The sequence below is a fragment of the Pseudomonas sp. UBA3153 genome (assembly GCF_002364635.1).
Lineage (GTDB): Bacteria > Pseudomonadota > Gammaproteobacteria > Pseudomonadales > Pseudomonadaceae > Pseudomonas_O > Pseudomonas_O kuykendallii.
This window is the reverse complement of the sequence record NZ_DEYR01000018.1, coordinates 16,204-30,796: the sequence shown is the minus strand read 5'-3', so window position 1 is coordinate 30,796 and position 14,593 is coordinate 16,204. Positions and strand designations below refer to the sequence as shown.

Below are 14,593 nucleotides of genomic sequence, written 5' to 3'. Positions count from 1 at the left end.
GAACCGCTCTTCCGATCTACGCACGGTGAGCCGCGCAGCATCCGTCAGGACGGTGTCGGCGCCGCTAAGGACCACGCTGGACTGCGCGCGCAGGCGCTGGACCGCGGCGCGCGCGGCCGGCCCGGTGATCCACTGGCTCTCGCCGCTGGCCATCGCCGTGCGGCCGTCCAGGCTCATCGCCAGCTTTACCCGAACGTAGGGCAGGCCCTGCTCCATGCGTTTGATGAAACCCAGGTTGAGCGCCCGCGCCTCGGCTTCGAGCACGCCGGAGGCCACCGCGACGCCGGCCGCGGCGAGGCGCTGCAAGCCCTGACCGGCCACCTGCGGATTGGGGTCCTGCATCGCCGCGACCACCCGTGCGACGCCGGCCTGCAGCAGCGCATCGGCGCACGGCGGCGTGCGTCCGTGATGGCTGCAGGGCTCCAGTGTGACGTAGGCGATGGCGCCGCGCGCGCGTTCGCCGGCCTGGCGCAGCGCGTGGACTTCCGCGTGCGGCTCGCCGGCACGCAGGTGCCAGCCTTCGCCGACGACCTCGCCATTGCGCACGATGACGCAACCGACACGCGGATTGGGATGGGTGGAATACAGGCCCTGGCGCGCCAGCTTGAGGGCGCGGGCCATGTGGCGGATGTCGGCTACCGGCGTGTCGCTCATTGCTTGGCCGGCTCGCGGGACAACCGCTCGATCTCCTCGCGGAATTCGTTGAGGTCCTGGAAGCGCTTGTAGACCGAGGCGAAGCGGATATAGGCGACCTCGTCGAGCTTCTGCAGCTCGACCATCACCAGTTCGCCGAGCACCAGCGACTTGACCTCGCGCTCGCCGGTGGCGCGCAGCTTGCTCTTGATGTGGGCGATGGCCTCTTCGAGGCGCTCGATGCTGACCGGGCGCTTCTCCAGCGCGCGCTGCATGCCGGCGCGCAGCTTCTCTTCGTCGAACGGCTGGCGGCTGCCGTCCTGCTTGATCAGCCGCGGCATCACCAGCTCGGCGGTCTCGAAGGTGGTGAAGCGTTCCCCGCAGGCCATGCATTCACGCCGGCGGCGCACTTGATCGCCCTCGGCAACCAGCCGCGAGTCGATGACCTTGGTGTCGTTGGCGCTGCAGAAGGGACAGTGCATGGCAGGGTGCGATAGAGAAAACGGGCGGCCATGGTAGCGCATCCTCCCGGCAAGACAAGACGAGGACTTTGCGCTATACAGGCGCCCTGCCGAAGGCTGGATGGCGTTGTCATACAGTCAACCGAAGCGATGGAACTGACCGATGCCCCTACGCCCGTTGTGCCTGCTTTTTCTTGCCACCCTGCTCGCCGCTTGCGCCAGCACGCCCGAACCCTCCGCCCCACCCGCACAGAAAGCCCCGGCGAAACCGCTGGTCACCGAGTTGAGCCTGCCGGACTACATGCGCGAACTGGTCGGCACGCTGAACACGCCGCCAGCGGGTAGCGAAGTGGAGCTGGCGCTGCTGGTGATCGACGAGCGCGACCGCCCGCAGCAACTGCTCGGCAGCCTCAAGCTGGTGGGCACCGGTGGCGCCCTGCCGTTTCGCCTGCCGTTCAACCCGGCTGCCTTCCCGGCCAATGCCCGCGTCGAGTTGCGCGCCCGTGTCGTCGAATCCGGCGTGCTGACCCTGCGCCTACCGCCGCAGCGCATCACCCGCGCGGAAACCCAGACGCTCGGCGCACTGGAGCTGGAAGTCGCGCCGTGACCCCGAGCCCGGCCCTGCAGCGGGCGATCGAGGATCTCCTCGGCGATGCGCACTTGCTGCCGCAGCGGTTGCCGGGCACCGATCTGTCGTTGTGGCTGATCGACCCGGCGAACATGCAGCGCGCCTTCAGCCCGGAGGAAACCCGGCGGATTCTCGACGAGCCGCCGTACTGGAGCTTCTGCTGGGCCAGCGGCCTGGTGCTGGCGCGCTGGCTGGCGCAGCAGCCGCAATGGGTGCGCGGCAAGCGCGTGCTGGATTTCGGCGCCGGCTCCGGCGTGGCGGCGATCGCCGCGGCCAGGGCGGGCGCCGCGGAAGTCGTCGCCTGCGATCTCGACCCGCTGGCCCTGCAGGCCTGCCGGGCCAACGCCGAACTGAACGGGGTGACCATGGGCTATTCGGACGACTTTTTCGCCGAGGCCGATCGCTTCGACCTGATCCTGGTCGCGGACGTGCTCTACGATCGCGCCAACCTGCCGCTGCTCGACCAGTTCCTCAGCCGTGGCCGCGAGGCACTGGTGGCCGATTCGCGGGTCCGCGATTTCCAGCATCCGCTGTACCGCCGGCTCGACCAGAGGGAAGCCTGCACCTGGCCGGACCTCGCCGAACCCGCGGAATTTCGCCACGTCAGCCTCTATCACGCACGCCGCGCCGGCTGATCGGGACTTGCTTCACGACCACAGCGCCCCCACTTATAGTTCTGCCACTTTTCTGCCTTGCCGAGACAATCCATGAGCGACCTGCCCTATATCTTCGACGTATCCGGCGCCGCCAACTTCGAACAGCTGGTGATCGAGAATTCCTTCCACAAGCCGGTGCTGGTGGATTTCTGGGCGGAATGGTGCGCGCCCTGCAAGGCGCTGATGCCGATGCTCGCGCAGGTCGCCGAGAGCTACCGCGGCGAACTGCTGCTGGCCAAGGTCGACTGCGACGCCGAGCAGGAGATCGTCGCACGCTTCGGCATCCGCAGCCTGCCCACCGTGGTGCTGTTCAAGGACGGCCAGCCGGTGGACGGCTTCGCCGGCGCCCAACCGGAATCCGCAGTGCGCGCGATGCTCGAACCGCACGTGCAGATGCCGCCGCCGGAAGCGGCCGATCCGCTGGAAAGCGCGCAGGCGCTATTCGACGAGGGCCGCATCGGCGACGCCGAGGCCCTGCTCAGGCAACTGCTGGGTGAAGACAACAGCAACGCGGCGGCACTGATTCTCTATGCGCGCTGCCTGGCCGAACGCGGCGAGCTGGAAGAGGCCGAGGCGGTGCTCGGCGCGGTCAAGGGCGACGAGCACAAGCAGGCGCTTTCCGGTGCCCGCGCGCAGCTGACCTTCCTGCGCCAGGCCGCCGACCTGCCGGACGCCGCGACGCTGAAATCGCGCCTGGCGCAGAACGCCGAGGACGACGAGGCGGCCTATCAGCTGGCGGTCCAGCAGCTCGCCCGTCAGCAGTACGAGGCGGCGCTGGACGGGCTGCTCAAGCTCTTCGTGCGCAACCGCAGCTACGCCGACGGCCTGCCGCACAAGTCGCTGCTGCAGGTGTTCGACCTGCTCGGCAGCGATCACCCACTGGTTACCACCTATCGCCGGCGGCTGTACCAGGCGATCTATTGATCCCGTAGATTCAGCGCTCTATCCAGCGATAGATAGGCGTTTCGCCGCCGTTCTCCAGCTTCACCTGCTCGCAATGCCGCAAGCGCACCAACAAGCGCTTGCCGGCCTGCGCGCTGCCCGCCAGCGCGGACAGATCCGCCAGCAACTGCGGGCCGTCCATCTGCTGCGCCTGGCGCAGGAGGTCCTGCGCCATCTGCCAGCGGCCGTCTTCCGCTGACGCCGACGGCGCCACCTTCGATGCCGCCGCAGCCGGTTCCACCCGGACCTTCTCCGCCAGCAGCGCCCACTCCTGCGCATCCAGCTCAAGCGTCAGATCCACCGGCCAGTCGCCGACCTTCCCGCGAATTCGCACCATGCCACGCTCCTCTCATCGAGCCCGCATGCTCCCACGGCGCGAACGATCCCACCACGTCGCACTGGCATTCTTCGACAAAACCTTGTTATAACGTAACGACAAATGTCACACCACCCGGAGAATCCGATGCGCCGCCTCCTGCTCGCCCTGCCCTTCGCACTGCTACCCCTGGCAATCGCCCAGGCCCACGATGACGACCATGACCACGAGCACGGCAGTCTCGGCAAACATGAACATGGCGTCGCCGCGCTGAACGTGGCGCTGGACGGCAAGACCCTGGAAATCGACCTGGAAAGTCCGGCGATGAACATCGTCGGCTTCGAGCACGCGGCCAACAGCGTCGCCGACAAGGCCAAGGTTGCCGCCGCCCGTGCACAGCTGGAAAAACCGCTGGTGCTGTTCAGCCTGCCTGCCGCCGCCGGCTGCACAGTGACCGAGCAGGCACTGGAAAGCCCGCTGTTCGGCAACGCCAAGGCGCACGCGGATCACGATGACGACGAGCACGCCGGACACGAACACAGCGACGTCGACGCCGAATACAAGCTCAGCTGCGCCACGCCCGAAGCGCTGAAGGCGCTCGATCTCTCCGCCTTCTTCAGCCAGTTCCCGGCGACCCAGAAGGTCAACGTCCAGTTGATCGGCCCGAACGGCCAACAGGGCGCCGAGGCCACCCCGGCCAGCCCCACGCTGAACTTCTGAATCTTGCGCGGGGCAGCCAGGCCGCTCCGCGCCTTCACCTTACTTCTTCCGGCTGCGCAATGACCTCTTTGCTCGAACTCAACGACCTCGGCTTCGCCTGGCCCGGCCAGGAGGAACTGCTGGATATCCCGCAGTTTCGCCTCGAACGCGGCGAAACCCTGTTCCTGCGCGGCCCCAGCGGCAGCGGCAAGACCACCCTGCTCGGCCTGCTCGGCGGCGTCCAGAAAGCCGGACGCGGCAGCATTCGCCTGCTTGGCGAGGAACTTGGCGGAATGTCCGCCGGCGCCCGCGATCGTTTTCGCGTCGACCACACCGGCTACATCTTCCAGCAGTTCAACCTGCTGCCGTTTCTTTCGGTGCGGGAAAACGTCGAGCTGCCGTGCCGCTTCTCGCGCCTGCGCAGCCAGCGCGCGCACCAGCGCCATGGCAGCGTGGCGCTGGCCGCCAGCGAACTGCTCGCTCACCTTGGGCTGCCGCCCGCACTGCACGCGCGCCGTGCCGATGCGCTGTCGATCGGCCAACAGCAGCGGGTCGCCGCGGCGCGCGCGCTCATCGGCCAACCGGAGCTGGTGATCGCCGACGAGCCAACCTCGGCGCTGGACAGCGACACCCGCGAAACCTTTCTCGAGTTGCTCTTCACCGAATGCCGCGCCGCCGGTTCCAGCCTGCTGTTCGTCAGTCACGATCAGGGCCTGGCACCGCTGTTCGACCGCAGCCTGTCGCTGGCCGAACTCAATCGCGCCGCCCAACCCGCCGGAGTCTGAGATGCACCTGTTCCGCCTAGCCCTGGCCAGCCTCGCCAACCGGCGCTTCACCGCGTTGCTGACGATGTTCGCCATCGCCCTTTCGGTGACCCTGCTGCTCGCCGTCGAACGTGTGCGCACCGAAGCCCGCTCCAGTTTCGCCAGCACCATCAGCGGCACCGACCTGATCGTCGGCGCGCGCTCCGGCTCGATCAACCTGTTGCTTTACTCGGTGTTCCGCATCGGCAACGCCACCAACAACATCCGCTGGGACAGCTTCGAAACCGTCGCCGCCGACCCGAAAGTGAAATGGGCAATCCCGATCTCCCTGGGCGACTCGCACCGCGGCTACCGGGTGATGGGCACCAGCCAGGCGTACTTCGAGCACTACCGTTACGGCCGCAGCCAGGCCCTGCAACTGCGCGACGGCCGCGCCTTCGCCGACGACCCGTTCGAGGTGGTGCTCGGCGCCGAGGTGGCCGATGCGCTGCACTACAGACTCGGCGACCGGATCGTCCTCGCCCACGGCGTTGCCACGGTCAGCCTGGTCCAGCACGCCGACAAGCCGTTCACCGTGGTCGGCGTCCTCGCGCGCACCGGCACGCCGGTGGACCGCACGCTGCACATTTCCCTCGCCGGCATGGAGGCGCTGCACGTCGACTGGCAGAACGGCGTGCCGGCTCGCGGCGCCGGCAAGGTCAGCGCCGAACAGGCGCGACACATGGACTTGACGCCCAAGGCGATCACCGCCTTCCTGCTAGGCCTCAACAGCAAGGTCGCAACCTTCGCCGTGCAACGCGAGATCAACGAGTTCCGTGGCGAGCCGCTGCTGGCGATCCTGCCCGGCGTGGCGCTGCAGGAACTCTGGAGCCTGATGGGCACGGCGGAAAAAGCGCTGCTGATGGTCTCGCTGTTCGTCGTGCTGACCGGGCTGATCGGCATGCTCACGGCGATTCTCACCAGCCTCAACGAGCGCCGTCGCGAGATGGCCATCCTGCGCTCGGTCGGCGCGCGGCCCTGGCACATCGCCGGGCTGTTGATCGTCGAGGCCTTCGCGCTGGCCGCCGCCGGCGTGGTGGTGGGCGTCATGCTGCTGTATATCGGCATCGCCGCCGCACAGGGTTTCGTGCAGAGCACCTATGGCCTGTATCTGCCGCTGTCGCTGCCAAGCGCCTACGAATGGCAGATGCTCGGCGGCATCCTCATCGCCGCGCTGCTGATGGGCTGCATCCCGGCCTGGCGCGCCTATCGACAATCGCTGGCCGATGGCCTGACCATCCGCGTATGAAAAAACCATGCGCGCTTTTGCTCCTGCTACTCGCACTGAGTCTTCCGGGATTCGCGGCTTCACCGCGCGAGCTGACGTGGGAGGCGCTGATCCCGGCGGACGCCGCAGCCGCTCCGCCACCGGTGGCCATGCACGATCTGGCGCAACTCGGCGACGCCCTCTCAGCAGAGTCGGCGCCCCCGGTCGCGCAACAGCGCCCGTCCGAACCGACGGTGCGCGAACTCGACAGTGTCTCGGTGAAACTTCCGGGCTACATCGTGCCACTGGATGTCAGCGAGGAAGGCCGGGTGACCGAGTTTCTCCTGGTGCCCTACTTCGGCGCCTGTATCCACGTACCGCCGCCGCCGTCCAACCAGATCGTCCACGTGAAGAGCGAAAACGGCGTGCTGCTGGACACCCTTTACCAGCCATTCTGGATCGAAGGCACCCTCAAAGTAGAGCAGAGCCACAGCGATCTGGCCGAATCCGGATATGCCATGCAAGCCGGCAAGATCTACCCTTACGAAATCCCGGACCAGTGATTTCTCAACGCCGAAAGACGCTCGCAATGGGCGAAAAAATGGCTGACAAAGCGCCGCAACCCTACAAAAGTATCCGTTGAGCTAAATCAACAAGCCTTTCGGCCACCTCCCTACCATAGCCTCCAGCCAATACAAACACAGACTCGACTGGAGTTACTTATGCGCAAGTCCCTGTTCACCCTTAGCGTGCTGGCCATGGCTCTCGCCGCTCCGCTCGCTCAAGCCCACGAAGCGGGTAGCCTGATCGTCCGCGCCGGCGCTGCTACCGTAGACCCGCACGAAGACAGCGGTTCGCTCGGCGTAGACCGTGGCGCAGCTGCCGGTACTAATCTTGGCGGGAAGGCCACCGTCGACAGCGACACTCAGCTGGGCCTGACCTTCACCTACATGCTCACCGATCACATCGGGGCCGAACTGGTCGCAGCAACTCCCTTCCAGCATGAAGTAGGCGTGAAAGGCCTGGGCGCCTTGGACGGTAAGTTGGCTGACATCAAGCAACTGCCGCCGACCCTGCTCCTTCAGTACTACCCGCTGGACGCTAGCTCCAAATTCCAGCCCTACGTGGGCGCCGGTGTCAACTTCACCTGGTTTTTCGATGAAGACCTGACTAGCTCCCGAAAAGATCAGGGGTTCAGCAACCTGAACCTTGAGAACTCCTGGGGCCTGGCCGGCGAAGCCGGCTTTGACTACATGCTGACTGACAACATGCTGTTCAACGCCTCCGTCTGGTACATGGACATCGACACCAAGGCAACTACCGACCTCGCGGGTGTCGGCCGTGTCAAAGTCGACGTGGATGTGGACCCGTGGGTCTACATGATCGGCCTAGGCTACAAGTTCTAAGCCGAACCGAAATGAAAACAGGCGCCCAGGCGCCTGTTTTTTTGCCTGCAGAAAACTCAGCGACCGAGAAGTCGGCCCAGCCCTGCGCGCATGGGCGTAGTCCGCCCGAGGTCGTAGCGACGTAGCAGGCGTGCGTTGTCAGCCCGGGAATGGCGGATATCGCCTGCGCGCGCAGGCAGGTGAGCGATCTCCGGCAAATCGCCCAGCACGTCACCGATGGCCTGAAGCAACTGCAGCAAGGTGGTTGCCTCATTCAGCCCCACATTCACCGCCCCCACTTCGACCGATGCCGCATTCAGCGCCTGCACCAGCACGCCGACCAGATCGTCGATGTAGAGAAAATCCCGGGTCTGTTCCCCATCGCCAAAAACCGTGATGGGCAAGCCTTTGGCTGCCCGCTCGGTGAAGATGCTGATGACGCCGGAGTAAGGCGACGAAGGATCCTGGCGCGGGCCGTAGATATTGAAGAAGCGGAATACCGCCGGCTCCAGGCCATGCTGGCGCCGGTAGAAATCTAGGTAGTACTCGCTGGCCAGCTTGTCCGAGGCATAAGGGGTCAACGGAGACTTCGGCGTGTCCTCGTCTATCGCGGCGCCCTCGCCGTTCTGGCCGTAAACCGCGGCGCTGGAAGAGAACAGCACGCGCTTCACGCCATGGGTACGCATCGCCTCACAGACATTCAACGTACCAATGAAATTGCTGCGGTGAGTGGCCACCGGATCGTCCACCGAAGCTTGTACGGAGGCCACAGCAGCCAGGTGCGCCACGGCAGCGCAGCCTCGCATCGCCGCAAGGACGCAGTCGGCATCGGCGACGTTGCCCTCCAGCACTTCGAGATGCTCATCGTGGAGCGGAAGGTTATCCCGCTTGCCGGTCGAGAAGTCGTCCAGCACCCGAACGCGCTGCCCGCTCGCGAGCAGGGCATCCACCAGGTGGGAGCCGATGAAACCAGCGCCGCCGGTGACCAGGATGGGCGAATCAGACATGACGGTAAAAACGGTCCAGTAGTGAGGGCAGCCCGGAGCGCCAGGCGCGCGGCTTGATGCCGAATGTATTGAGGATCTTGCGGCACGCCAGCACCGCATGTTGCGGCTCGTCGGCGGCGTCGGCGCAGGCGGCATGTGCCTGGGCCGTGGGCTCGTTGACGGTGAAGGAGCGGAAGGCCCGCGCCTCCGCCAGCACGGCCTGCCCCAAAGTGAGCGCCGTGGTCGCTTCGTGGGCGCCGTAGTGATAGGTGCCCCAGAGTGGCGCCGCGCAATCCAGCTGCTTCAGGACCGACAGCATGACCCGTGCTACGTCATCGACCGGGCACGGATTGCCGCGGCGGTCGTCGGCAAGGAGAAGCTCTTCGCGCGTCTGCGCCGCCGCGAGAAAGCGGCCGAGAATGCCGTCCTTGCTGTCGTCGAGCAGCCAGCCGAACCGCAGCAGCACGTGCCGCGGGCAGGCGGCGCGCACGCTCTGCTCGATCCGCCAGAGCGCCTGGCCCCTCAGGCCGAGCGGCTGTGGCTCGTCTTTCTCGCTGTACGCGGTCGCCCGCGCGCCATCGAAAACTTGGTAACTGGAAGGCTGCAGCAGAAGGATCTGGTGGTACTGGCACAGCTCGGCCAGCCGCTCGACGGCGCGCTCCTGGGTCTCCAGGCGCGCCACATCGGCGTCCGCGCGCTGGAACCAGTCGAAATAGAATGCCAGGTTGATCAGCGCATCCGGGCGAGTGTCATCGAGCAGCTGGGTCAGGCTGGAGGCGTCCCAGCCCTGATCAGGCGGGCGAGGCGCGAGGAAACCGATGTTCTCCTCGGCGCCGAGCCGGATCAACGCCTGTCCCAGCGCATTGCCCCCACCCAGAAGCATCAGGCGCATGTGCATGCGGAGCGGATTCCTAGAACGGAATGTCGTCGTCGAAGCTGTCGTAGTCCGGAGCGGGCTGTGCGGCGGGCTGCTGTTGCGGACGCGACTCGCGCGGGGCCTGCTGCTGCGGCTCGCGCTGCGGTTGCGGACGCTGCTGGCGCGGGGCCGAATCGCCATCGTTACCGCCGCGGCCGCCGAGCAGCTGCATGGTGCCGCCCATGTCGACGACGATTTCGGTGGTGTAGCGCTTCACGCCGTCCTTTTCCCACTCGCGGGTCTGCAGACGACCCTCGATGTAGCATTGCGAACCCTTGCGCAGGTACTCGCCGGCGATTTCCGCGACCTTGCCGAAGAACACCACGCGGTGCCATTCGGTACGCTCCTGATTCTGACCGGTCTGCTTGTCTTTCCAGCTGTCGGTGGTTGCCAGAGTCACGTTGGTGACGGCGTTACCATTGGGCAGGTAGCGGGTTTCCGGGTCGCCGCCGACGTTGCCGATCAGAATGACTTTGTTAACCCCACGGGCCATGACGTTCTCCTAGGCTTCGGCACGCCGCGGCGCCGGATCGACCAGGCGCTCGAGGGACGTGCGGTCCAATTGTTCGGTATCCACTTTGACGTAGGCGGCGGCCTCTTCGACCACCACCATGGCATCCGCCACTCCGGGCACTGCCAGTAAACGCTCGGCCAAACCCGCGTCCGCTGCCGCGTCGGGCGACAACGGCAGGCGCAGGCTGGTTACATAAGGCGGTTCGCGCATGGTAACAGCAAACGCCAGCCAAATCGCACAGAGCACGGCGCAGCCGATGAAGACCGCGGCCAGCCCGCCATGCTGGTAGAACCAGCCACCGAGGATGCCGCCGACCGCCGCGCCGAGGAACTGGCTGGTCGAGTACACGCCCATCGCCGTGCCCTTGCCACCCGCCGGCGAGACCTTGCTGATCAGCGAAGGCATGCTGGCCTCCAGCAGGTTGAAGGCGGTGAAGAACACAACGGTGCCGACCACCAATGCCGTCAGGCTGCTGCCGAACAGCCAGAAGAACAGCTCGCAGATCAGCAGCACGCTGATCGCCCCCAGGAGTACGCGCTTCATCTTGCGCTTCTTCTCGGCATAGATGATGAACGGCACCATCGCGAAGAAGCCGATCAGCAGCGCGGTGAGGTAGACCCACCAGTGCTCTTCCTTGGGCAGGCCGGCGCGCTCGACCAGCGCCAGCGGCAGGGCGACGAAACTCGACATCAGCACCGCGTGCAACGCCAGGATTCCGAAGTCCAGACGCAGCAGTTGGCCGTTGCGCAGGGTGGCGCCGAGCGCCTGCTTGGCTACGCCGGACTCGCGGTGCTGCAGGCGGACGTCCGCACGCGGGACGATGAAGGCGATGATGAGGATGCCGACGATGGCCATGGCAGCGGTGACCCAGAACAGCCCGGAAAGGCCGAAGGCGCGGGTCAGCAGCGGGCCGACCACCATCGCCACGGCGAACGACAGGCCGATGCTCATGCCGATCGCTGCCATCGCCTTGGTCCGGTGCTGCTCGCGGGTCAGGTCGGACAGCAGCGCCATGACCGCGGCCGAAATTGCCCCAGCGCCCTGCAGCACCCGGCCGGCGATCACGCCCCAGATGGAGTCGCCATTGGCAGCGAGGACGCTGCCGGCAGCGAAGATCAGCAGGCCGATGTAGATCACCGGAAGTCGTCCGATGCGATCGGAGATGATGCCGAAGGGAATCTGCAGCACGGCCTGGGTCAGGCCGTAGGCACCGATGGCCAGGCCGATGAGCGCGGGCGTGGCGCCGGCGAGGTCCTGCCCATAGGTCGCCAGCACCGGCAGCACCATGAACATGCCCAGCATCCGGAAGGCGAACACCAACGCCAGGCCACCGGCGGCGCGCGTCTCGCTGCCACTCATGCGATCGCTGTACGGATCGTGCATTTGACTCTGCCACCCCTGTTACGAACAGGGCGGGGATTCTACCAGCCCCCATCCCCAAGAGCCCGCGCAAAAGCAGCGAGCGGCGGCTAAACCCTCGCGCGCCCTGCCGGTCAGAGAAAGACCGCGGCGCCCTGACGCGCCGGCCCGCCGATCCGTATACTCATGGGTTTTCGCCCGCCATGCGAGGCTGTTTTGGACAAGATCCTGATCCGTGGGGCTCGTACCCACAACCTGAAGAACATCGACCTCACCCTCCCCCGCGACAAACTCATCGTGATCACCGGCCTGTCCGGCTCCGGAAAATCGTCCCTGGCCTTCGACACGCTCTACGCAGAGGGGCAGCGCCGCTATGTGGAGTCGCTCTCCGCCTACGCCCGGCAGTTCCTCTCGATGATGGAAAAGCCCGACGTGGACACCATCGAAGGGCTGTCCCCGGCGATCTCCATCGAGCAGAAGTCCACCTCGCACAATCCGCGCTCCACCGTCGGCACCATCACCGAGATCTACGACTACCTGCGCCTGCTCTATGCCCGCGTCGGTACGCCGCGCTGCCCGGACCACGACATCCCGCTGGAGGCGCAAACCGTCAGCCAGATGGTCGATCAGGTACTGGCGATGCCCGAGGGCGCCAAGCTGATGCTGCTCGCGCCGATCATTCGCGAGCGCAAGGGCGAGCACCTCTCGGTGTTCGAGGAAATGCGCGCCCAGGGCTTCGTCCGCGCGCGGGTCAACGGCAAGCTCCACGAACTCGACGACCTGCCCAAGCTGGACAAGCAGAAGAAGCACACCATCGAGATCGTGGTCGACCGTTTCAAGGTGCGTGCCGACCTGCAGCAGCGCCTGGCCGAGTCCTTCGAGACCGCGCTGGGCCTGGCCGACGGCATCGCGCTGGTGGCGCCGATGGAAGGCGAAACCGGCGAGGAAACCATCTTTTCGGCGCGCTTCGCCTGCCCGGTCTGCGGGCACTCGATCAGCGAGCTGGAACCGAAGGTGTTTTCCTTCAACAACCCGGCCGGCGCCTGCCCGACCTGCGACGGCCTCGGCGTTAAGCAGTTCTTCGACGCCAAGCGCCTTGTCAACGGCGAGCTGACCCTCGCCGAAGGGGCGATCCGCGGCTGGGATCGGCGCAACGTCTACTACTTCCAGATGCTCGGTTCCCTGGCCAGCCACTATGGCTTCAGCCTGGAAACGCCGTTCGGGCAGATCGGTGCCGACGACCAGAAGGCGATCCTGTTCGGCTCGGGCCGCGAGAGCGTCGACTTCCGCTACCTCAACGACCGGGGCGATATCGTCAAGCGCTCGCACCCGTTCGAGGGGATCATCCCCAACCTCGAACGGCGCTACCGCGAGACCGAATCGCAAACCGTGCGCGAGGAGCTGGCCAAGTTCCTCAGCACCCAGCCCTGCCCGGACTGCAGCGGCACGCGCCTGCGCCGCGAGTCGCGCCATGTGTGGGTGGGCGAGAAGACACTGCCGGCGGTGACCCGCCTGCCGGTCGGCGATGCCAGCGACTATTTCGCCGGGCTCGAGCTGACCGGACAGAAGGGCCAGATCGCCGACAAGATTCTCAAGGAAATCCGCCAGCGCCTGGAGTTCCTGGTCAACGTCGGACTCGACTACCTGACCCTCGACCGCAGCGCGGACACCCTATCCGGCGGCGAGGCGCAGCGCATCCGCCTGGCCAGCCAGATCGGTGCCGGTTTGGTCGGGGTGATGTACATCCTCGACGAACCCTCCATCGGTCTGCACCAGCGCGACAACGAGCGCCTGCTCGGCACGCTCAATCACCTGCGCAACCTGGGCAACACGGTGATCGTCGTGGAGCACGACGAGGACGCCATCCGCCTCGCCGACTACGTCGTCGACATCGGCCCCGGCGCCGGCGTGCATGGCGGGCAGATCGTCGCCGAGGGCACACCGCAGGAAATCATGGATCACCCCGACTCGCTCACGGGCAAGTACCTCTCCGGCCGGGTGAAGATCGCGGTGCCGACGCAGCGCACCCCGCGCGACAAGAAGAAACTGCTCAAGCTCAAGGGCGCGCGCGGCAACAACCTACAGAACGTCAACCTGGAAATCCCGGTTGGCTTGTTGACCTGCGTGACCGGGGTGTCCGGCTCGGGCAAGTCGACGCTGATCAACAACACGCTGTTCCCGATCACCGCCACCGCGCTGAACGGCGCCACCACGCTGGAAGCGGCGGCGCACGATAGCTTCGACGGCCTGCAGCATCTGGACAAGGTGGTCGATATCGACCAGAGCCCGATCGGCCGCACGCCGCGTTCCAACCCGGCGACCTACACCGGCCTGTTCACACCGATCCGCGAGCTGTTCTCCGGTGTGCCGGAGGCCCGCTCGCGCGGCTACAGTCCGGGGCGCTTCTCCTTCAACGTCAAGGGCGGCCGTTGCGAGGCCTGCCAGGGCGACGGCGTGATCAAGGTGGAGATGCACTTCCTGCCGGACATCTACGTGCCTTGCGACGTCTGCAAGGGCAAGCGCTACAACCGCGAGACCCTGGAAGTGAAGTACAAGGGCAAGAGCATCCATGAGGTGCTGGAAATGACTATCGAAGAAGCCCGCGAATTCTTCGAAGCGGTTCCGGCGCTGTCGCGCAAGCTGCAGACGCTGATCGACGTGGGCCTTTCCTACATCAAGCTGGGGCAGAGCGCGACGACGCTGTCCGGCGGCGAGGCGCAGCGCGTCAAGCTGTCGCGTGAGCTGTCCAAGCGCGACACCGGCAAGACGCTGTACATCCTCGACGAGCCCACCACCGGCCTGCACTTCGCCGACATCCAGCAGTTGCTCGACGTGCTGCACCGGTTGCGCGACCACGGCAACACCGTGGTGGTCATCGAGCACAACCTGGACGTGATCAAGACCGCCGACTGGCTGGTGGACCTCGGCCCGGAAGGCGGCTCCAAGGGCGGCCAGATCATTGGCAGCGGCACGCCCGAAGAGCTCGCCGCCCTATCCCAGTCCTACACCGGGCATTTCCTCAAGCCTCTGCTGGAACGCGACAAGGCCTGAGTGCAGCACAAAAACAAAAAGCCCCGCATTCGCGGGG

The 14,593-nt window shown here is 66.1% G+C and carries 16 protein-coding genes; 9 read left to right on the top strand and 7 right to left on the bottom strand.

Features of this window, described 5'->3' with window-relative positions; genetic code table 11:
• Both ribD and nrdR read right to left on the bottom strand, forming a co-directional pair.
• Positions 1-654, bottom strand: a 654-nt coding sequence (gene ribD / locus B2X67_RS04565) for a bifunctional diaminohydroxyphosphoribosylaminopyrimidine deaminase/5-amino-6-(5-phosphoribosylamino)uracil reductase RibD (protein ID WP_286784739.1), incomplete at its 3' end; no start/stop codon positions are given.
• A complete protein-coding gene (gene nrdR, locus B2X67_RS04560) occupies positions 651-1,115 on the bottom strand; it encodes a transcriptional regulator NrdR (protein ID WP_090225308.1) in 465 nt (154 codons plus the stop codon). The genes ribD and nrdR, both read right to left, overlap by 4 nt.
• Positions 1,116-1,257: 142 nt before the next feature.
• On the opposite strand from nrdR, the gene B2X67_RS04555 reads away from it, so the two are divergent.
• From B2X67_RS04555 to trxA, 3 genes are all read left to right on the top strand, one after another.
• Positions 1,258-1,701 carry a YbaY family lipoprotein gene (locus tag B2X67_RS04555; protein WP_090225303.1) on the top strand — a complete coding sequence of 148 codons (444 nt, stop codon included), beginning with the start codon at positions 1,258-1,260 and terminating at the stop codon, positions 1,699-1,701.
• Complete coding sequence (locus B2X67_RS04550) at positions 1,698-2,357, top strand: class I SAM-dependent methyltransferase (RefSeq protein WP_286784738.1); 660 nt, start codon at positions 1,698-1,700, stop codon at positions 2,355-2,357. Before B2X67_RS04555 ends, B2X67_RS04550 begins: the two co-directional genes overlap by 4 nt.
• 72 nt (positions 2,358-2,429) lie before the next feature.
• The gene (gene trxA, locus B2X67_RS04545; RefSeq protein WP_273230282.1) at positions 2,430-3,302 is read left to right on the top strand and encodes a thioredoxin; all 873 of its coding nucleotides are present in this window, start codon (positions 2,430-2,432) and stop codon (positions 3,300-3,302) included.
• Positions 3,303-3,312: 10 nt separating this feature from the next.
• Here the strand turns inward: trxA and B2X67_RS04540 are convergent, their stop codons facing one another.
• Entirely contained in the window at positions 3,313-3,657 is a 345-nt protein-coding gene (locus tag B2X67_RS04540; RefSeq protein WP_286784737.1) for a hypothetical protein, read from the bottom strand.
• Between the two features lie 126 nt (positions 3,658-3,783).
• On the opposite strand from B2X67_RS04540, the gene B2X67_RS04535 reads away from it, so the two are divergent.
• From B2X67_RS04535 to B2X67_RS04515, 5 genes are all read left to right on the top strand, one after another.
• Positions 3,784-4,356, top strand: a complete 573-nt coding sequence (locus tag B2X67_RS04535) for a DUF2796 domain-containing protein (RefSeq protein WP_273230278.1) — start codon at positions 3,784-3,786, stop codon at positions 4,354-4,356.
• 59 nt (positions 4,357-4,415) lie between these two features.
• Positions 4,416-5,120 carry an ABC transporter ATP-binding protein gene (locus B2X67_RS04530; RefSeq protein ID WP_090225285.1) on the top strand — a complete coding sequence of 235 codons (705 nt, stop codon included), beginning with the start codon at positions 4,416-4,418 and terminating at the stop codon, positions 5,118-5,120.
• 1 nt (position 5,121) lies between these two features.
• Positions 5,122-6,387 (top strand): ABC transporter permease, encoded by a 1,266-nt coding sequence (locus B2X67_RS04525; RefSeq protein WP_286784736.1) that lies wholly within the window; start codon positions 5,122-5,124, stop codon positions 6,385-6,387.
• The gene (locus tag B2X67_RS04520) at positions 6,384-6,908 is read left to right on the top strand and encodes a DUF3299 domain-containing protein (RefSeq protein WP_286784735.1); all 525 of its coding nucleotides are present in this window, start codon (positions 6,384-6,386) and stop codon (positions 6,906-6,908) included. Before B2X67_RS04525 ends, B2X67_RS04520 begins: the two co-directional genes overlap by 4 nt.
• A gap of 159 nt (positions 6,909-7,067) precedes the next feature.
• Complete coding sequence (locus tag B2X67_RS04515; RefSeq protein WP_286784734.1) at positions 7,068-7,751, top strand: OmpW/AlkL family protein; 684 nt, start codon at positions 7,068-7,070, stop codon at positions 7,749-7,751.
• Positions 7,752-7,807: 56 nt separating this feature from the next.
• Here B2X67_RS04515 and B2X67_RS04510 read toward each other — a convergent pair whose 3' ends face one another.
• Genes B2X67_RS04510 through B2X67_RS04495 form a run of 4 tightly spaced genes read right to left on the bottom strand, consistent with a single transcriptional unit; the run spans position 7,808 to position 11,529 of the window.
• Complete coding sequence (locus B2X67_RS04510) at positions 7,808-8,737, bottom strand: NAD-dependent epimerase/dehydratase family protein (RefSeq protein ID WP_286784733.1); 930 nt, start codon at positions 8,735-8,737, stop codon at positions 7,808-7,810.
• Positions 8,730-9,614: a sugar nucleotide-binding protein gene (locus B2X67_RS04505; protein WP_282340710.1), complete on the bottom strand. Its 885-nt coding sequence runs from the start codon at positions 9,612-9,614 to the stop codon at positions 8,730-8,732. Before B2X67_RS04505 ends, B2X67_RS04510 begins: the two co-directional genes overlap by 8 nt.
• A 13-nt stretch (positions 9,615-9,627) precedes the next feature.
• On the bottom strand, positions 9,628-10,125 hold the full coding sequence (locus tag B2X67_RS04500; RefSeq protein ID WP_090225276.1) for a single-stranded DNA-binding protein: 498 nt from the start codon (positions 10,123-10,125) through the stop codon (positions 9,628-9,630).
• A gap of 9 nt (positions 10,126-10,134) precedes the next feature.
• Positions 10,135-11,529, bottom strand: coding sequence for an MFS transporter (locus B2X67_RS04495; protein ID WP_286784732.1), 1,395 nt, complete (start codon positions 11,527-11,529; stop codon positions 10,135-10,137).
• Between the two features lie 192 nt (positions 11,530-11,721).
• Between B2X67_RS04495 and uvrA the strand changes: the two genes are divergently transcribed.
• Positions 11,722-14,556, top strand: a complete 2,835-nt coding sequence (gene uvrA, locus B2X67_RS04490) for an excinuclease ABC subunit UvrA (RefSeq protein ID WP_286784731.1) — start codon at positions 11,722-11,724, stop codon at positions 14,554-14,556.
• The last annotated feature ends 37 nt before the right edge of the window (positions 14,557-14,593 follow it).